Consider the following 16,600-nt stretch of genomic DNA (forward strand, 5'->3'; position numbering starts at 1 on the left):
TGGTCGGTTTGGGTGGGTGTGATGGGGTGTGTGTGATGGGGGGCCGTTAGCGGATAATTTCGCGCCACGAGATGCGGCCCCGCAGCCCTGCAGCCAGTGGGCGCAGCACGCGCACGTCAGCCACGCGCGCCTCGGAGCCGCCCACCACCAGCCGGTCTCCCACCAGCACAGATTCGCTCAAGAGCCCGATGCCGGGGTCGAACGAGGCGATGAACTGGCCTCCCAGCCTGTCGTCCGCAAAGCTGCCGTCTTGGTTGACGTCGAGCAGACCGACTGTGATCGAGCCGCCGCTAAAGGGGTTGAGCAGGTTCAAAAAGCCGGTGCCGCCAGGTATGCAGGGGTCGTCAGCCACCGGGATGATCGAGCTCACCACCAGCGCCGGCTCGACCGTGGGGATGATGCGCGCCGCACTCACCACGCGCTCGCCGCGTGCTGTGGCAGCAGGTGGATCGACCCAGTCGAGGAACCAGCCCTGACGGCCGGCCATGTCGCCGGCCGAGGCAACCGAGAAAGTGCGCACCGGGCGCCCGGCAAAAGTGCCCACCTGGTTGATGCTACGCTGGCGCAAGGCTGTGCGTCCCGTGATTTGCGCGCCTTCGTCGATCAGCCCATAGAAGGACTGCACTTGCCGGTCGGCCGGGTCGGTGGCGCGCATGTAGCTGCCGGTGCCAAAAAAGACAAAGCGTTTGCCCACGTGCGGGTCGCCGGCCACGTTGTTGGTGGCCACCGTGATCGGGGCCGTGATCGGCTGGCGCACCCCGGCGGCATTGGTGGCGACAAAGAACGGGGCAGGGGTGCTGCGGCTGCCAAAAGACGACTGCCACTGCGCCGGGTTCCGGTGCGTGAGGTCAAACTTCCAGACGTTGCCCTCGAGGTCGCCGGCGTACACATGCTCCACGACGCCGTTGGCATCGAGCGCCAACCCTGGGCTGGCCAAGCCGTTGGGGCTGGTTGCGCTGCCCACGCCGGTGTCGATTTTGCTAATCAGGGCCCCGGTGTGCAGGTTTTTGACGTACAGCACCGCCCGGCCGCTGGCGCTGTTGTAGCCGTTGCCAAAAATCACCACGTCTATGGGCGGCGCGCCCGCGCGATCGCCGCGCACCTTGGCGATCATCGGCCGCCCGAGTAGGTAGCCCATGTCGGCGTCGCTGGCGCCATAAGCCTCCCACAGCGCCCGGCTGGCGTTGCCAGTGGCGCCAAAGTTGGCTGGGTCGGTGACGTCGAGCGCAAACAGTCCGCGCCCGCCGCGGCCCAAAAAGCCCACCAGAATATTGCGGTTGCCGGTGTTTGCGCGTTGCGACACCGCCAGCTCGCCATCGACGAAGTAGCGGCGTACGTAGTTGGGGTCGCTCAAGCGCGGCATGTGCGCCAGCAGGCTGCTGGGGGCGAAGGCGAAGCGCTCGTCGCCGGTGCTGGCGTTGAAGGCGTGCAAGAAGCCGCTGTTGGAGCCCACGAACACGGTGTTGTTGTCGCCCACATACACCGGCGACGAATGGATGATGTCGCCCAGCACCGTGGTGGGGCGGTTGCGCAGCGTGCCGCCGTTGCGCACCTCGCGGCTGGGGTCGCCGCGCAGGTGGTTGATCACCTCCTGGCGTGCGGGGTCGGTGGCGCCAAACAGATTGCGCTGTGCGGTCGAGAGCCCAGACCAGGCAAAAGGAACGGTGGCCGGGCTGGCGGCGGCGTTGGTGGTGAACAGGCGCCGGCTGGCAAAAGCCGGCAGGCGCTCGCTGGCGCGCCACAGCGGCACTGCGCCCACCCCACCGGCGGCGGTCACGGGGAAAGACAGCAAGTCGCCCGACCAATTGGCGCTGTTGAACGTGGCTTGGAACACCGCGCTGTCGGTGGTGATGAAGGTGCTGTTGGCCGACACATTACCGGCTGCCGCGTTGCGCTCGAGGATGGTGGTGAAGGCGCGCGCCAGCTGATCGCGCAGAAGGGTCGGGTTTTGCACCAGGTGAAAGGTGTCGGGCACGCCGTCGCGGTTCACGTCCCATTCGGCCTGCAGGTCGGGGCGCTGGTTGTTGTTCAGGTCGGTAAAGCCGCCCCACTTGGCCGCCAGCCACAGCGGGCTGGGCAGCACGCTGGCCGCAGGGGTGGCGCTGGCGGTGAAAAGGCGGTCGGAGCTGCGCTCACGGCCGGTGCCGCCGCCCAAGCCCGGCAGGGTGTTGCAGCTGCTGTGCGGCGAGGCGGTGTCGCAAAACCCCGGCAACCGCCCGGGCGGAACGTTGAGGTGGAAGGGGCGGCTGACGTTTTCGTCTTGCACCACCAGATAAACCCCGTCGGCCGTGCTGCCCGAGAGCACGTAGCCAAAGCTGTGCTGAATGCCGCCCGCCTGGTATTCTGGGGTCAGCACGACAAGCAACCGGCCATCGGCTTGCATCGAGATTTCGTAGATCACGATGGCGTCCATGTCGTGGTCGGCGCCTTGCTCCACGTCTTCAAAATTGATGCGAAAGCGCGCAAAATAGCGCCCACCGTTGACGGCGTTGTTAAAGTCTGCGCACATGCTGGCCACGCCGCCACCCGCCGCGGGGCAGGAGTTGGCGATGGTATCGACATAAAAATCGACGATCTGGTTGGTGGGCTGGAACGCCCCCTTTGCATTGCTGATGCTGGAGCCACCCACCGACTTGGCAAAGGGCACGAGCGAGAACGTGCGCCCACCGGGGGCGGCCACCGCAATCGTGGGCAGGGGCGAGCTGAGCGCTACCACGTGCGTGTCCACGGTTTGCTGGCCTTGCAGCGCCGGGCGCAAGTCGGTGCTGCGGCCAAAGTGCGCCACTGAGGCCGAGTAAAAACTGCCCTGCTGGGTTGGGCCCTCAGGCGCCAGACCGCGGATGTTGCCCAGCGACGTCACGTTTTTGGCCGTGGGCGCGCCGTCGAAGTCGGCTCCTACCTGGCCGATGAAGCGCATACCTACAATGCCCGGCTCGTGGGTGGCGATGGTCTGGCCGATGTTGGCTACGTTTAGGCCGCTCAAGTCGCCGCTAAAGTTATTAAAAGCACTGCCCGGCAGCTGGTCTGAGTCGAATGAGGGGTTGACGCCCGAAATCACGAGCTGGTTTGGCCGTGCGCACCAGCGCGCTCGGGCGGCACCGGCCAGGGGGTTGAAGGGGTCGTCCCAAGTGGCTACTGGCAGCCCCAAGTGGCCATCGACCCCGCCGCTGGTGGCAAAGGCTGGTGTGGCTCTACCCCGGCCAGCAAAATAGCGCAAGCCCTCGTACATCATTTCGGCCACCGGGTTGCCCCAATCGACGAACTCGCCCTCGTTCATGGGCCGGGTCGTGACCCAGCCGCCGCGGTAGGTGTTGTCGGTGCGGCCGTCGTTGAAGCCGCGTATGCGCAACGCGTCAATCGCATTGACGATGGTGGCATTGGCCGTGAACGTGCCGTTGATGGGGTTCACTTCGTTGGCAAACGACGACACCACCTTGCGCAAGACCCCGCCCGATAGGTTGCGGTTGTAGCTGCCCGTAAGCAGGCCAAAGAGCATGGAGCCGTTTTCGCCAAATTCATGCAGCAGTCCGACGGGTTTGAAGATGTCGTCGGTGGTGATGTCGGCGTTGGCGCCGGGGTAGCGTTTGCAGCCGGCGTTGAAAGCCGCAGTGCAGACCGCGACCCGCACCGTGTGGTCGGTGCGGGTGCCACCAAACAGGTTGTCGTTCTCGTGCAGCACCGGGCGTTCGGTCGAGGCCCACTGCCAGACCCGGGCGTCTTGGGCGTTGGTGACGACACGCAACAACGGCGCGCGGTCGCTGCAGTTACTCAGGTTGGCGCAATTTCGATTGCGCACATCGGTCAGGTTGCCAAAGAAATGGCGCTGGGTGCCAGTGTCTATGGGCAGAGCTAGGCTGGTGAAGTCTCTGATGTCGTAGCCGTCAACGGCCACGCTGGTGTATTCCTTGGCCCACGAGTGCGCGTCTTGCGGGATGTAGGCGCGGCGCAATACCGTTTGGGTGGCGGTGTCGACTTCGCGGTAGCCGCCGTAGAGCACCACACGCAGCGCGTCGATGCGGCTGGTGGTGGCCCAGTTGAGCCAGTTGCCCGACCAGTGGCTGTCGGTGGCACAGCTGAAGTTGGTGTTGGTGCCGGGAGCTGCGATAGCGGCAGCGGCAGGAGTAAAAATGCCGTCATTGTCGTTGCGGCGGGCCTCAGGGTCGGTCGTGCCGTAGGTGTAGGCGTAGCACAGGCGCGAGTCGAACAGGCCCAGGTAGGTGATCCGCGGGTCAAAGCGCGTGTCGAGTCGGCCGTCGCCGTTGATGTCGGAGGCGTCGTTGTAGGCTTCGTAGAACAGGGTGTGGTCGCGCGCCATGGTCAGCATCACCAGCGGCGGCGCGCCTTGGGCCACGGCCAGCGGCGCGGCGGTTTCGGGGCTGGCGCCCAGCGCCCCCGGGCTGCTCGCAGTGGCCATGGGGCCCAACAGCAGGCTGGCACCAGCGGCACCCAAAGCAAGCAGCACAGCACAGCGGCGCAGCCAGCGCCGGGCTGCAGCGGGCCAATGCATGGGGGATAGAGATCGGGCAAGGTGTGGCATGGCGCGGCTCCTCATTGGGCGGCGTAGATCGACTGCAGGATGACCACGGCGCGGCCGTCGACCGGCTGGCTGCGCGCGGTGATGCGGTAGCGCTCGCAGTGCAGGTCGAGCGAGGGCTCTTGCGGGTTGCAAGGAAAGTTCGAGCCCAGGTGCTCGACAAAAAACTGCGGCGCGCCTACGGCCAACGGTGAAACCGCCGTGGTGGCGTTGCGCCAGCCGTTGAAGCTGGCGTCGTCCCAGCGAGCACTGTTGCAAGCTGCGGCCGGGGGTGAGCACAGGCCGGCCGCGCAGGCACCGTTGTTGAGGTTGTTGCAGTCCATGGCCACGCCCGGGAAGCCCGAGTTGGGTGTGGGCAGCAGCGACTGCGCGTCGGCCAGCGCTTCGCCTTCGCGCAGCGCAGTTTCGGCGGCCTGAAAGGCCAAGTTGCGGTCAAAGGTGTTGGTCGCCATGCGCTCTTCGACCGTGAGCATGCGCACCGAGGTCACGCCCAGCAGCGTGACCAGCAGCAGCATGATGAGCGCCATCAGCAGCACCATGCCGCTTTGGGTGTGGGGGCGGTGGAGCAGGGGGGTGTTCATGGCAAGCGGTTGCGCAGACCAACGACAAAGGGCAGGGTGCGGGTGATGCGCTGGGCATCGGTGCCCACGGCTTCGGCGGTGGTGTAGGTGAGTTCGAGGCGCACGGCGTGCACCCGGCTCCAGTCGTTCACATCGGTTGCGATGACATAGCGGTCGCCCAGCGCACCGGCGGCACTGCGCTCGAGGTAAGATATCTGCAGATTTGTTACGTTTTCGATCACTTCTTCTGGGGCGCCCGCTTGAGCGGTACCAGCGTCGTTGCCCAGCGAAACGCGGTAGAGCGAGGTGCCACCGCGGCCATTGAAGCCTATGTACCAAGCACTGGCTTGCAGCCGGGTCAGGAAACCGCCGGAGGTAAAGGAATAATCGCTGCCTGCAGTCGAGCAGTCGTGCGGGGCCGCGTTCGAGAGGCCGAGTTCTTTGCGGCAATTGCCAGGCCTAACGGCAGCGCCGGTGTTGTGCACGATGGTGGCATTGGCTTGGTTGGCGTTGCTCACCTGGAATATGGCTGCCTGTCGCATGTCGCAGGCGAGCACGATGTCACCATCTTCGATCCCATGTTGGTTGCGGTTGATATGCAAAGCTGCTGCGGGCGGGTTGTGGTTGACAACACTGAGCGCGACCTCATTGCTGCCCGACCACACCACCACCGCGTCGGTACCCGCCACGCGGTCGAGCGCCGCCAGCCCAAATGCGCGAGCGGGCAACTGGTTAGTAGGGACTGCTTCGTCCTGCTCGTAGCCCCGCAGCCCTTGGCCCCACTGGTTCCACCAAGTGCCGGCGGGCGCTTGCACCACGTTGGCCGTAGGCAAGCGGCTGCCGCACGCGATGCCGCCGGCTTCGCGCAGGTCGCGCCCGAGCAACTCAAAGGCCAAGCGTGCGTTTTCGTTGATGCGCGCCATGTTTTCAACTTGGCGGAAGGTTTGGTGGTTGGCCAGATACAGCCCGCCCACAGCCCCGATCAGCAGCAGGCCCAGCAGCAGCGCCACCATGACTTCGATCAGCGTCAGGCCACGCTGGCGCAATGCGCCAGCAGCGCCGTGTCGCGGGCGCTGGACAGGGCGGCGCCCCAGTGCGCCGTGTGCTGCCACTGGGGCCGGCAAGGCGCGCTGGGTGCGGGCGGGGCGGGCGGTGGAGGTGTGCATGGTGTGTGGTCGGGCTATAGCTGGCTGACGATTTCGACCATCTGCGACTGCGCGCCCCCGGTGCCGCGGGTATCGTCCCAATAGACCCGCACGGTGCAACTGGCCGACCCGCCCCCCGCCACGCAGGCCACCAAGCCGCAGGTGGTGTTGGCATCGCCGAGCGTGGCGCGCATGGCCAGCAGCCAAGTGCGCTGGTCGTGTGTGACCAAGCTGGTGTCGGCTGGGGGGGTGCAAACCGTCACATCCGGCGAGGCCGGTGGCCCAGGCGTGCCCAGCGCTCCCAAGTTGTAAAAGCCATCAATGGCATCTTGTCGGTTGGCGCGCATCGCGTCCATCTTAAAGTGCGCCAACATCGAGGCCTGGCTGCGCTGCAGCGCGCTGTGGTTGTTTTGCAGCGCGTTGATCTGCATCGCTGACATGCCCAGCAAGCCAAAAGTGAGCAGCAAAAACGCCACCAACACCTCGATCAGCGAGGCCCCGCGCTGGCGCTTGGCCGGAGCCGCACCGCACAGCCTCGCCCCAAGCGGCGGGCCGCCGCCCAGCCGGCGTGCTTCGCCCAAGGGGGGGGAGGGGGTGCGGGCGGTAGGGTTCATGGCGTGCAGGTTGCGAAATTGACGCCGGCATCGTTCTCGGGGATGCGGTCGGCATTGCTGTCGGTGGACAAGCGCGGGCGGGTGCGCGTGACGACGATGGCGCGTGCCTGCAGCAGTTGGTTGTTGTGGCAGACGATCAGATGATGTGAGTTGGTGATTGCGAGCTGTGCCTGACCGAGTGCGTTGTAGCTCACCCGCTGCGCCACATCGGCGCTGCCGCGCAGCGTGAGCCTTGGCCCAAGGGCTCCCCAAGTGCGCAGCACCGCATCGGCTGCCACGGCGGGCGGGCCAGCCTGTGCGGGCGTGACCGATCCGTCGCCGTCGCGGTCGTGGAACACGATCCAGCCGCTTTCCCAGCCAGCGGGGCTGCCGCAGGAGGTGCCGTTGGCGCTGCGGCACAGCGTGACCGTGCTGTTGAGCCGGATGGCTTCGGAGCGCGCCAGTTGCAGCCCCATCATCAGCTCGTTGGTGGCGCTGTTGATCTGGTTGCGCTCGATCATGGCGCGAAAGTTGGGCGCTGCCATCATGGCCAAAATGGCCACAATGCCCACCACCACCATGACCTCAATCAGGGTTACGCCACGAACGCGGCGACGAAGGCGGGCCAAATTAAACATAACCCAATCATAATCCTGCGCAGGCGCGTGTTCGTGCCACCTGCCGACGAGCGGCGCTTTTGGGCTGCCCAGCGGTGGGCTGCAAGGGCTTGCCTACCCGCAAAAGATGAATATGCTTGCTGCCTGCACAACCATGGGCTATACTACCTGCGTATCTACTTTTGTTTCTACGAAAGGCCATCATGGCGCTGCAGTTTGTCAAAAAATGGGGCAACAGCCCTGCCGTGCGCTTGCCTGCAGCGGTGATGGAGGCGGCGCACCTTAGGCTGGATCAGGCGGTGGAGGTGCGTGCGCAAAACGGCCGCATCGTCATCGAGCCAGCCGCGCCGGCCTACGATCTGGAGGCGCTGCTAGCCGGCATCACGCCGCAAAACCGGCACACCGAGCAAGACTTTGGGCCAGCGCAAGGGCAGGAGCTGCTCTGATGGCGCTGTACGTCCCCGACGAAGGCGACATCGTTTGGCTCAACTTCACGCCCCAAAGCGGACACGAGCAGGCCGGGCGCCGACCGGCAGTCGTCATCAGCCCCAAGGCGTACAACCAGCGCTCGGGGCTGCTGCTGTGTGTGCCCATCACCAGCCAGATCAAAGGCTACCCGTTCGAGGTGCCGCTGTCTGGCGGCGGTGCCAGCGGCGCCGCCTTGGCCGACCAAGTCAAGAGCCTAGACTGGAAGTCGCGCCTAGCCCAGCGCAAGGGCCAAGCCACGAGCGCCGAGTTGGCCGAGATCAGGGCCAAGGTCAGGGCGCTGCTCAAGCTCGCTTGAGTGCATCTATGTTGATGGAGATGAAGAATATGGAAGCCATTCTTGCTGATGTCGCTGTGAGCATGTCCGAGTTCAAGAAAAACCCGGCCGCAGTGCTCAGGCAGGCCAATCACCGTCCGGTGGCGGTGCTCAACCACAACCGCGCCGCCTTCTACATGGTCGAGCCGCGCCTGTTCGAAGCCATGATGGAAGAGCTTGCCGACCAAGAGCTCTACCGCAAAGTGGCAAGCCTCCTTGCCGACAAGGCCCGAGCCATCGAGGTCGGCATTGACGATGCCTGAGCAACTGCAGCGGTGCCGCCCAATCGCAATCAGATTGGCGTGCCCCCTACAAAATTTCAATGCCCCCGCCATGCGCGCACCCCTCCCCACAGACGCCCCGCCCACTGCCCAGCCCGAGCTCGACCCCCAAGCCGCCCAGCGCTGGCGTGGCCTTGCGCGCGCGCACAGCCCGTGGCTGCACGAGGAGGTGGGGCAGCGCATGGCGCAGCGGCTCGACTGGCTGCTGCAGACGCCCGCTGCTTGGCTGAGCTGGCACCCGGCGCTGGGTGGCTGGCAGGCGCAGCAGGCGGTGGCGGCGCGCTGGCCGCAAGCGCGCCTGCACCTGCTCGACGAACAAGGCCGGCTGCAGCCGCACGCCGCCAGCCCAGAGCCTACGCCCACTTCGGCCACCCCCAGCCCAGAGCCCCCCACCATCGCCCCCGGACAGGCCGATCTGCTCTGGGCCAACATGGCGCTGCACCTGTATGCCGAACCGCAGCCGCTGCTGGCCTGCTGGCACCGCTGGCTGCGCCCCGATGGGCTGCTCTATTTTTCGAGCCTAGGGCCCGATACCCTGCGCGAGCTGCGCCCGATTTACGCAACACGCGGCTGGCCGCCGCCGCACCAGCCCTTTGTCGATATGCACGATTGGGGCGACATGCTGGTCGAGAGCGGCTTTGCCGCCCCGGTGCTCGACACCGAGCGCATCGTGCTGTGCTACCCCAGCCCCGAGCGCTTGCTGGCCGACCTGCGCGCCTTTGGCCGCAACCTGCACCCGCTGCGCCCCGCCAGCCTGCGCGGCCGCGGCCACCGCCAGCACCTGCTGGCCGCCATCGAGCACGAGCTGCCACGCACCCCAGAGGGCCAATGGAGCCTCACCTTCGAGATCGTCTACGGCCACGCCGTGCGCGCCACCCCCCGCGTGCCCGTGGCCGCCAGCAGCAGCGTGCCGCTCGAGCAGATGCGCCAGTGGCTGCGCCAAGGGCGCGCCTAGGGGGCCCCAAGCCCAAGCCGCCCCAAGCTTGGCCGCTGCACAGGCAAGCCGTAGCTGGCCTCGTCTGGCGGGTATCATCGACCGCACCATGCCCCACCCCAATCACGCCCACGACACCGGCTACAAACTGCTGTTCTCGCACCCCGAGATGGTGCGCGACCTGCTCACCGGCTACTTGGGCGGTAAGTGGCTGCAGCAGGCCGACTTCAACACCCTGGAGCGCGTCAACGCCAGCTATGTGAGCGAGACCGAACGCCAGCGCCACGACGACATGGTCTGGCGGCTGCGGGTGGGCCAGCAGTGGGTCTGGGTGTACCTGCTGCTCGAGTTCCAAAGCGAGCCCGACCCCTGGATGGCCTTGCGCATGATGGTCTATGTCGGGCTGCTGTCGCAACACTTGGTCAAAGAAGGCGAGCTGCAAGACGGCCAATTGCCCAACATCGTGCCCATCGTGCTGTACAACGGCGCCGCGCCCTGGAAATCCGCCACCGACGTCGCCGACAGCTACGGCCCCAGCCTGCCCGGGCTGGAACCCTACCGGCCGCGGCTGCTCTACCACCTAGTGGACGAAGTCCGGCTCAAGCTCCATCCCTTGGCAGACGTGCGCAACCTTGCCGAAGCGCTGTTTAAGCTCGAGCGCAGCCGCACGCCGGCCGATATCGCGCAGGTGCTGGGCGCTTTGGGCCAGCTGCTGCAAGGCGAAGCCATGCAACCCCTGCGGCGCACGATCAGCGTCTGGGTGCGCATGCTCTTGCGCCGCAAGGCGCCACGCGCTAACATTGACGAAATCGACACCATCAACGACTTACTAGAGGGTAGCGCCATGCTAGAGCAAACCATTGAACGCTGGTTCGACGAGGCCACCATGAAGGGCCTCAAGCAGGGGCTGCAGCAGGGGCTGCAGCAGGGGTTGGAGCAGGGTGTGCAGCGGGGCGTACAGCAGGGCGTACACCAAGGTTACGCCAAGGCGTTGGCCTTGCAGTTGCGCCTGCGTTTCGGCGCCGTGCCGCAGTGGGTGGACACCCGCTTGGCGCAAGCCAGCGAAGAGCAGCTGATGGACTGGATGGCCCGCATCTTGTCGGCTTCGTCCCTGTCGGAGCTCTTTGGTGAAGCGGGCCAAGGCGATTTGACCTAAGGCATTGCGCTGCACCCCCCCCCCCCGCGTGCCCGTGGCCGCCAGCAGCAGCGTGCCGCTCGAGCAGATGCGCCAGTGGCTGCGCCAAGGCCGCGGCTAGGGGCACCCCAAACCCCCCGAGGCGGGCCGCTGCACAATCTAACAACCCTGCCCAAACTTTTGCCCAAACCGGGCTGCAGCGCTAGAATGAACGCCGCTACATCAGCGAGGGCCAAGCGCGTGACAACCGATACCGAACACACCAGCTGGGACGATCTTCGCGCCATGCTGCGCGCGCTGGCGCAGCAGTCGGCCGAGACCGACATGCGCATGAGGGAAACCGACGCGCGCATGAAAGACACCGACGAGCGCATGAAGCAAACCGGGCGCCGGCTCGATCAGCTCGGGCAGCAGATCGCCGGCTTGGGCGACAAGTTTGGCTACTTCACCGAAGGCATGGCGCTGCCCTCGATGGAGCGGCTGCTGACCGAGCGCTTTGGCATGGAAAACATCTCGCCCCGGCACCGCGTGCGCCGCTTGGGGCGCGAGCAAGAATACGATGTGCTGGCCTGGGCCAACGGCGACGTCAACAGCGTGGTGCTGGTCGAAGTAAAAAGCCGCGTGCGCCCCGAGGCCATCGAGCAGCTACTTGAGCAGATCGAAACCCTGCCGCTGCTGCTGCCCGAGCTGGCCGGCAAAGCTCGCCTAGGCATTTTGGCCGGTGTCGATTGGCAGCCCGAAGTGGAGCAAGCGGCCCAAGCTGCCGGGCTGTACACCGCGCGCATCCACGACGAAATGTTCGAACTCACCACGCCCAGCGGCTTTGCGCCTAGGCGGTGGGTGTAGTCTGACCCCGATTTCCCCAACTCTCGTTGGAATCACGAGCCCGCCTCCAGGCTCATACCTCGTTGGACAAGACTGCGCTGCGGAAACCGTGGTCTGACCACGATAAGCTTGGCCCTATGTCACGCAAAGTGTGATACATTTCGGCTTCGTCGCATAAGGTGCTGAGTCTTGAGGGTTTACCTGAACGCATGGTTGCGTGCAGGGCAACATCGGCGCCGACGAGGCGCTGCAATTCAAAAAGATGGCCAAACACGTGCTGGCGCTTGCTGACGAGCCGCTGCAGCGCCTGATCGACAGCGGCCAGTTTGAGGAGTTAGTCAAAGATGTCTAAGAAATACCGCAGCGATGCCTTGGCCGCGATCCACGAGACCATGGAGGCTTTGCACGAGATCGGCGCCGCCAGCAAGCAGACGATGCGCGAGTTCGATGAGGCCTGCCTGACGCCCGTGCAAGTGCTGGCACCCGATGAAATCAAACAAATCCGCGCTCGCGAGCACATCTCGCAGCCGGTGTTTGCGCGCTACCTCAACGTCTCAAAAAACCTGGTCTCGGACTGGGAGCGGGGCGTGAAAAAGCCCGGTGGCGCCGCCTTGCGCCTGCTGACCGTGATCCAGAAAAAAGGCCTAACGGCGATTGCATAAGGCCACGACGTTGGGTGTAGTCTGGCCCCGATTTCCCCAACTCTCGTTGGAATCACGAGCCCGACTCTAGGCTCATACCTCGTTGGACAAGACTGGAATATGCTCTGGCACATTTGCTCTGGCAGGCTGATTGACGGATAATTGCGGACAACACCCCAGCGCGGAGTGGTGTTCGATCTTGGAGCGAATTTATGAAATCAGCAGCATTCAAAGCGACCCCGAAGTTGGGTGTTGAAGCCAGCCGAGCCTTGTTGAAGGCCGTCGGTGGTGTCACCCTGACCGAAAAACGCCGCCGCGAGTTGGCCTCGCTGGCCGAGTCTGCGCGCCTAGCCTTCGCCCGGCCGCTGCCTGTCAAGGGCAATGGCCATTGATCGAGGCAGCCTCACCCTTCGACACATCCGCGATGTGGAAGACGAGGTTCTACAGCGGTTCTCCTGCGGTTGCTCCCAGCTCGACGAATTCCTAGTTGAAGATGCGCGCGACTACGACGCGCATGGCCTGACCAGCACGGTGCTGGTGTTTGCCCAAGGCTACGATGTTCCTGTCGCGTACTTCAGCCTTACGGCTGACTCCGTTCACCTGAGTAGCGGCGAGCGTACCGACCTAGGTCTGCCCTTCGATGTGCCAATCAGCTACTACCCGGCCGTCAAGATCACCAAGCTGGCAGTGATGTCCGAACTGCAACGAAGCGGCATCGGTGATGCACTCATTGACCTGATTTGCGGCATCGTGTCCACCGCTCCGTTTGCCGTGCGTTTGCTGACGGTTGATGCGGTCAATCAGGATGCAGTGCTGAATTTTTATCAGCGCACCGGTTTCATCGAGAGTCTCTCGGAAAAAAAAGAGCGCCAGCGCCAGAAGGTACGCGACACGATTCTGATGCTCAAAGATCTGTACCAGCAGCACGCCGAAAACATGCGCCCACCCGCGCCAACGCCCACTTAGAAAAGCTTGCGCTGCGCTGCGCCACAGCCTTTGGGGCACAATTCCGCGCATGAGTAGCAGACCGCAGCCGCCGCATTACCCCCGCCTTCGCCCCCACCCCCACCCCCGCCGCGCCCTGCTGCACGCGCTGCTGGCCGTGGGCGCGGGGGGGCTGCTGGCGGCTTGCGGGCCGCGTTCGCCCTTTGCGGGCATCGACATCAGCGGCGCCAGCTACGCCCAGGGCTTTGACCTGACCGACCACAACGGCGTGCGCCGCACCCTGGCCGACTTTAGGGGGCAGGTGGTGGCCCTATTTTTTGGCTTCGTGCACTGCCCCGATGTGTGCCCCACCAGCATGGGCACCTTGGCCCATGCGCGGCGGCTGCTGGGCGCGCAGGCCGAGCGCCTGCAGGTGCTGTTTGTGAGCCTAGACCCGGCGCGCGACACGCCCGAGATCATGCGCGCCTACATGGCCGCCTTCGACCCCAGCTTTTTGGCCCTCTACACCACCGAGGCCGAGCTGCCTGCGCTGGCGCGCGCGTTTCGGGTCTATTTCAGGCGCGTCGAGGGCAGCACCCCCGGCAGCTACACCATCGACCACTCGGCCGGCAAATTCTTGTTCGACCCATCGGGCCGCGTGCGCGTGCACCACGCCTTTGGCAGCAGCGCGCAAGCCATCGCCGCCGACGTGAAGCTGCTGCTGGCCGAGCCGGTGCGCAGTTGATGCGGGCAGCGGCTGCACCCAGCTGCCGCACATCAAAATTTAACGTGAAAATTTGATGCGGTTGCGGGCAAGGTGAAGCCCATTTTGCGCTCGCCCCGTGTTGTGTAACCGCTTTGCGCCACCGCTTTGCGCCCCTGCAGCCGCCCTGCTGCAGCCTACCCAGCCCCAGCGGCACAGGGCCAAGCGCCTAGCCTGGCACGAAAGCTGCTTGAGTGTGTGCAACCTCAAACCCCTTGAGGTCGGTTTTAGGCTCAACCCGTGTTTTTCAACCACTCTTGGAGGGAACATCCCATGAAACGTGTACAGCAAGGCTTCACCCTGATCGAACTGATGATCGTGGTGGCCATCATCGGCATTTTGGCGGCGATTGCCATTCCACAATATGGCAATTTTGTATCCAGAACCAACGCCGCTGCAACAGTGGCTGAGTTGGCTGCTTACAGAACGGCAGTGGCTTTGTGTGCACAGGAAACTGGCAGTTTGACAACCTGTGACGCAGGAAGCAGCGGAATTCCAGCTGTAACACTTACGCCTAATGTTACAGCTCTAACTGTAGAGGATGGTGTTATTACGGCAACATCCCTCGCAACTGTTGGAGGAGGAGGTGCAGCTATGCAAGCAATCTTGACGCCTACTCAAGGGGACACAGCGATAAATTGGGTTACCACAGGTACGATTTGTAATGCAAGCCGAGGCATTCGCCCGGGAACTGGTGGTTGTGCTGCTGGAACTTGATCTCCAGTCCTCTACAGCACATCAGCAGTTGGCCGTTGTGCGCTGCAGTTAGCGCTCACAGGCCTAAACAAGCCCGTTCAATCCACGAACGGGCTTTTTAATTGCTGCTTTGAATCCGCTGCACCCCATGAGTCGCCCCAATTTGTGCGGCTCGCACGCAACGGTGCCGGCCAGTGGGTGTGCGAAAGCAGCGTGGTCGCCCCCCTGCTGCCCGTGGGCTGTGCCGTGGGCAGCTAAACTTCCCCCCGCTTGGCTTTTTTTGCGCCCCTCGCGGCGCGCCCAAATTTTTACGGCCAACGCGGCCAAGCAGAATTTATCAGCCCATGGCCTTTACCGCGCGCGCAGCCATTGCGCCTTTGATCTTGCTGCTGCTGGCGGTGCTGCCGCCCTTGGCCTCGCCCTTTTTTAATCTGCCGCTGGTGCAGGCTTTCTTGCACGACCAGCACCGCCTGCTGCTGCAATGGCCTTTGGCCCTGGCGTGCCTGTGGCTGCTGCTGGTGGGCCGGGTGCGCGCGCCTTTGTTTGCGGCGGCTGGCCCGTGGGTGGCGCCTTGGGGGCTGCTGGTGCTGGCCGCTATCGGGCTGGCGTCGAGCCTGTGGGCTGCGCATCCGTATTATGCGTTGATCGAGTTTGCGCAGCTGTTTGGCGCTTTTCTGCTGGCGGTTTGTCTGGGGCAGGTGCTTCGGGCGCAAGTAGGCCACGGGGCGCATCTGCTGCATTTTGCGCCGCTGCTGGCAGCGGCTTTTTGTGTGGCCGTGGCCACGGCCTTGGTGGCCACTCTGCACCTAGGGCACCCGCTCAACCCGTGGTTGCTGCTGCCGGGCTTTGACAACCTGCGCTTTTTTGGCCAGTTTGCGGCCGTTTTGCTGCCGCTCATCGCCGCCAGTTGTCTGATTTTGCAAGCCCAGCGCCAGCGCTACCGGCTGCTGGTGTTTGCGCTGCTGTTGTTGTGGTGGTGCGTGCTGCTCATGACCGAATCGCGTGCCGGGCTGCTGGGCGCCGGCACGGCGCTGCTGCTCTGCGCGCTGCTGCGCCCTTTGCGCCAGCGCTGGCTGCCCACCCTGGCCGGAAGCTTTGTGCTGGGCTTGCTGCTTTATCTGGGGCTGTTTGTGCTGCTGCCCTGGCTTGGGTGGGTGGAGGGGGCTTCGCACTGGGGCGGGCGCATTGCACAAACCTTGGTCAGCGACAACCCGCTCTCTGGCCGCCAAGTTCTGTGGGCCCAGGCTTGGGGCCATGCGCTGCAGCACCCTTGGCTGGGGCTGGGCCCGATGCATTTTGCCCATGGCGACAACCCGATTGCGGCCCACCCGCATTCGCTGCCCTTGCAGCTGCTGGCCGAGTGGGGCGTGCTGTTCACGCTGGTGCTGGGGCTGCTATTGGGGAGTTTTGCGTGGCGCGCGCTGGGCCGCTTGTATGCGCAGCCTGCACACCACCCCAGCGGTCCAAATGGCCCCAACGGCCCCAACGGCTCGCTTGCAGCCGCGCCCACCGTGGCCGCGGGCGCGCTGCTGGCGCTGGCAAGCGCGGCGGCCGTTTCGCTGTTTGACGGCAACTTTGTCATGCCCTATTCGCTGCTGATGACGGCGCTGGCGCTGGGTTTTTATTTCAGCGTGCACCCGCTGGGCAGCGGCGCCGATGCTAGCGCTTGGCCACAGCGGCTGGCGGCTAGGCTGCAATCTGGGCTCGGCCCTGCAGTGCTTGCAAGGTGCGGCGCTGTGGCCCGCGCCGCCACGGTGGCGCTGCTCGCGCTGGTGGGGGTGGTGGCCGCTGTGGGGGTGCCGCTGGACTTTGCGCTGCGCCTGCCGCTGAGTGAGCTGGTCGGCGGCCCCTACCTCCCACGTCTGTGGTTGCAAGGTTTGTTTGGTCACTGATGGCGGCACGCATGGGTTGCGGGCCGCTGGGGCAGAGCGCGCTTGGGGGTATTTCAAGTGGGCAGGTTTGCTTGGTTCACCAAATCAAACCCCCAGCTTATCCCGCTCCGAGGTAAACGCATCGGCATAAAACTCGTGCTCGGGCAGGCCGGCGGCGGCAAAGTCGCGCCGCGCTGCTTCCACCACCACCGGTGCGCCGCAGGCATACACCTAGTGGCCGGACAGGTCGGAGTCGATGGCGCTATTGCTTTTGGGCTT

At 64.8% G+C, this 16,600-nt stretch carries 18 protein-coding genes and 1 pseudogene; 13 read left to right on the forward strand and 6 right to left on the reverse strand.

Features of this window, described 5'->3' with window-relative positions:
* Nucleotides 1–46: 46 nt before the first annotated feature.
* Genes ACVMK0_RS02605 through ACVMK0_RS02625 form a run of 5 tightly spaced genes read right to left on the reverse strand, consistent with a single transcriptional unit; the run spans nt 47 to nt 7,470 of the window.
* On the reverse strand, nt 47–4,507 hold the full coding sequence (locus ACVMK0_RS02605) for a pilus assembly protein (RefSeq protein ID WP_476464196.1): 4,461 nt from the start codon (nt 4,505–4,507) through the stop codon (nt 47–49).
* Between the two features lie 41 nt (nt 4,508–4,548).
* A complete protein-coding gene (locus ACVMK0_RS02610; RefSeq protein WP_250959738.1) occupies nt 4,549–5,115 on the reverse strand; it encodes a pilus assembly PilX family protein in 567 nt (188 codons plus the stop codon).
* Nucleotides 5,112–6,260, reverse strand: coding sequence for a PilW family protein (locus ACVMK0_RS02615; RefSeq protein WP_476464197.1), 1,149 nt, complete (start codon nt 6,258–6,260; stop codon nt 5,112–5,114). The genes ACVMK0_RS02610 and ACVMK0_RS02615 overlap by 4 nt, the downstream gene beginning before the upstream one ends.
* Before the next feature lie 14 nt (nt 6,261–6,274).
* On the reverse strand, nt 6,275–6,853 hold the full coding sequence (pilV, locus tag ACVMK0_RS02620) for a type IV pilus modification protein PilV (RefSeq protein WP_476464198.1): 579 nt from the start codon (nt 6,851–6,853) through the stop codon (nt 6,275–6,277).
* On the reverse strand, nt 6,850–7,470 hold the full coding sequence (locus ACVMK0_RS02625) for a GspH/FimT family pseudopilin (RefSeq protein WP_476464199.1): 621 nt from the start codon (nt 7,468–7,470) through the stop codon (nt 6,850–6,852). The genes pilV and ACVMK0_RS02625 overlap by 4 nt, the downstream gene beginning before the upstream one ends.
* A 182-nt stretch (nt 7,471–7,652) precedes the next feature.
* Here ACVMK0_RS02625 and ACVMK0_RS02630 point away from each other — a divergent pair, with 182 nt between their 5' ends.
* The 13 genes from ACVMK0_RS02630 to ACVMK0_RS02690 all read left to right on the forward strand — a co-directional run bounded on the left by ACVMK0_RS02630 (nt 7,653) and on the right by ACVMK0_RS02690 (nt 16,342).
* Nucleotides 7,653–7,895 carry an AbrB/MazE/SpoVT family DNA-binding domain-containing protein gene (locus ACVMK0_RS02630; RefSeq protein ID WP_034114635.1) on the forward strand — a complete coding sequence of 81 codons (243 nt, stop codon included), beginning with the start codon at nt 7,653–7,655 and terminating at the stop codon, nt 7,893–7,895.
* Complete coding sequence (mazF, locus tag ACVMK0_RS02635; RefSeq protein ID WP_034114637.1) at nt 7,895–8,233, forward strand: endoribonuclease MazF; 339 nt, start codon at nt 7,895–7,897, stop codon at nt 8,231–8,233. Before ACVMK0_RS02630 ends, mazF begins: the two co-directional genes overlap by 1 nt.
* A gap of 8 nt (nt 8,234–8,241) precedes the next feature.
* On the forward strand, nt 8,242–8,514 hold the full coding sequence (locus ACVMK0_RS02640) for a type II toxin-antitoxin system Phd/YefM family antitoxin (RefSeq protein ID WP_476464200.1): 273 nt from the start codon (nt 8,242–8,244) through the stop codon (nt 8,512–8,514).
* Between the two features lie 70 nt (nt 8,515–8,584).
* Nucleotides 8,585–9,487: a methyltransferase domain-containing protein gene (locus ACVMK0_RS02645; RefSeq protein ID WP_476464201.1), complete on the forward strand. Its 903-nt coding sequence runs from the start codon at nt 8,585–8,587 to the stop codon at nt 9,485–9,487.
* Between the two features lie 88 nt (nt 9,488–9,575).
* On the forward strand, nt 9,576–10,622 hold the full coding sequence (locus tag ACVMK0_RS02650) for an Rpn family recombination-promoting nuclease/putative transposase (protein WP_476464202.1): 1,047 nt from the start codon (nt 9,576–9,578) through the stop codon (nt 10,620–10,622).
* Between the two features lie 219 nt (nt 10,623–10,841).
* Nucleotides 10,842–11,447, forward strand: a complete 606-nt coding sequence (locus ACVMK0_RS02655; RefSeq protein WP_250959723.1) for a hypothetical protein — start codon at nt 10,842–10,844, stop codon at nt 11,445–11,447.
* 196 nt (nt 11,448–11,643) lie between these two features.
* Nucleotides 11,644–11,778, forward strand: coding sequence for a hypothetical protein (locus ACVMK0_RS02660; RefSeq protein ID WP_476464203.1), 135 nt, complete (start codon nt 11,644–11,646; stop codon nt 11,776–11,778).
* The gene (locus ACVMK0_RS02665; protein ID WP_476464204.1) at nt 11,771–12,088 is read left to right on the forward strand and encodes a helix-turn-helix domain-containing protein; all 318 of its coding nucleotides are present in this window, start codon (nt 11,771–11,773) and stop codon (nt 12,086–12,088) included. The genes ACVMK0_RS02660 and ACVMK0_RS02665 overlap by 8 nt, the downstream gene beginning before the upstream one ends.
* Nucleotides 12,089–12,279: 191 nt before the next feature.
* Nucleotides 12,280–12,459, forward strand: coding sequence for a hypothetical protein (locus ACVMK0_RS02670; RefSeq protein ID WP_476464205.1), 180 nt, complete (start codon nt 12,280–12,282; stop codon nt 12,457–12,459).
* A gap of 34 nt (nt 12,460–12,493) precedes the next feature.
* Nucleotides 12,494–13,033 carry a GNAT family N-acetyltransferase gene (locus ACVMK0_RS02675; RefSeq protein ID WP_476464206.1) on the forward strand — a complete coding sequence of 180 codons (540 nt, stop codon included), beginning with the start codon at nt 12,494–12,496 and terminating at the stop codon, nt 13,031–13,033.
* Nucleotides 13,034–13,082: 49 nt separating this feature from the next.
* Nucleotides 13,083–13,736: an SCO family protein gene (locus ACVMK0_RS02680; RefSeq protein ID WP_476464207.1), complete on the forward strand. Its 654-nt coding sequence runs from the start codon at nt 13,083–13,085 to the stop codon at nt 13,734–13,736.
* A 291-nt stretch (nt 13,737–14,027) separates the two neighbouring features.
* Nucleotides 14,028–14,471: a pilin gene (locus ACVMK0_RS02685; RefSeq protein WP_476464208.1), complete on the forward strand. Its 444-nt coding sequence runs from the start codon at nt 14,028–14,030 to the stop codon at nt 14,469–14,471.
* A 323-nt stretch (nt 14,472–14,794) separates the two neighbouring features.
* Nucleotides 14,795–16,342 (forward strand): O-antigen ligase family protein, encoded by a 1,548-nt coding sequence (locus ACVMK0_RS02690; RefSeq protein ID WP_476464209.1) that lies wholly within the window; start codon nt 14,795–14,797, stop codon nt 16,340–16,342.
* 84 nt (nt 16,343–16,426) lie between these two features.
* Here ACVMK0_RS02690 and ACVMK0_RS02695 read toward each other — a convergent pair.
* Nucleotides 16,427–16,570 (reverse strand): annotated as a pseudogene (locus ACVMK0_RS02695) (CDP-6-deoxy-delta-3,4-glucoseen reductase); the annotation flags it as partial.
* Nucleotides 16,571–16,600: the final 30 nt, after the last annotated feature.

Source organism: Serpentinimonas sp. SSL01 (genome assembly GCF_056323735.1).

Excerpts from the sequence above, each read along its gene's own strand:
- ACVMK0_RS02605 (WP_476464196.1), bottom strand. The coding sequence starts at position 4,507 with ATGCATTGGCCCGCTGCAGCCCGGCGCTGGCTGCGCCGCTGTGCTGTG.
- ACVMK0_RS02610 (WP_250959738.1), bottom strand. The coding sequence starts at position 5,115 with ATGAACACCCCCCTGCTCCACCGCCCCCACACCCAAAGCGGCATGGTG.
- ACVMK0_RS02615 (WP_476464197.1), bottom strand. The coding sequence starts at position 6,260 with ATGCACACCTCCACCGCCCGCCCCGCCCGCACCCAGCGCGCCTTGCCG.
- pilV (WP_476464198.1), bottom strand. The coding sequence starts at position 6,853 with ATGAACCCTACCGCCCGCACCCCCTCCCCCCCCTTGGGCGAAGCACGC.
- ACVMK0_RS02625 (WP_476464199.1), bottom strand. The coding sequence starts at position 7,470 with ATGTTTAATTTGGCCCGCCTTCGTCGCCGCGTTCGTGGCGTAACCCTG.
- ACVMK0_RS02630 (WP_034114635.1), top strand. The coding sequence starts at position 7,653 with ATGGCGCTGCAGTTTGTCAAAAAATGGGGCAACAGCCCTGCCGTGCGC.
- mazF (WP_034114637.1), top strand. The coding sequence starts at position 7,895 with ATGGCGCTGTACGTCCCCGACGAAGGCGACATCGTTTGGCTCAACTTC.
- ACVMK0_RS02640 (WP_476464200.1), top strand. The coding sequence starts at position 8,242 with ATGTTGATGGAGATGAAGAATATGGAAGCCATTCTTGCTGATGTCGCT.
- ACVMK0_RS02645 (WP_476464201.1), top strand. The coding sequence starts at position 8,585 with ATGCGCGCACCCCTCCCCACAGACGCCCCGCCCACTGCCCAGCCCGAG.
- ACVMK0_RS02650 (WP_476464202.1), top strand. The coding sequence starts at position 9,576 with ATGCCCCACCCCAATCACGCCCACGACACCGGCTACAAACTGCTGTTC.
- ACVMK0_RS02665 (WP_476464204.1), top strand. The coding sequence starts at position 11,771 with ATGTCTAAGAAATACCGCAGCGATGCCTTGGCCGCGATCCACGAGACC.
- ACVMK0_RS02670 (WP_476464205.1), top strand. The coding sequence starts at position 12,280 with ATGAAATCAGCAGCATTCAAAGCGACCCCGAAGTTGGGTGTTGAAGCC.
- ACVMK0_RS02680 (WP_476464207.1), top strand. The coding sequence starts at position 13,083 with ATGAGTAGCAGACCGCAGCCGCCGCATTACCCCCGCCTTCGCCCCCAC.
- ACVMK0_RS02685 (WP_476464208.1), top strand. The coding sequence starts at position 14,028 with ATGAAACGTGTACAGCAAGGCTTCACCCTGATCGAACTGATGATCGTG.
- ACVMK0_RS02690 (WP_476464209.1), top strand. The coding sequence starts at position 14,795 with ATGGCCTTTACCGCGCGCGCAGCCATTGCGCCTTTGATCTTGCTGCTG.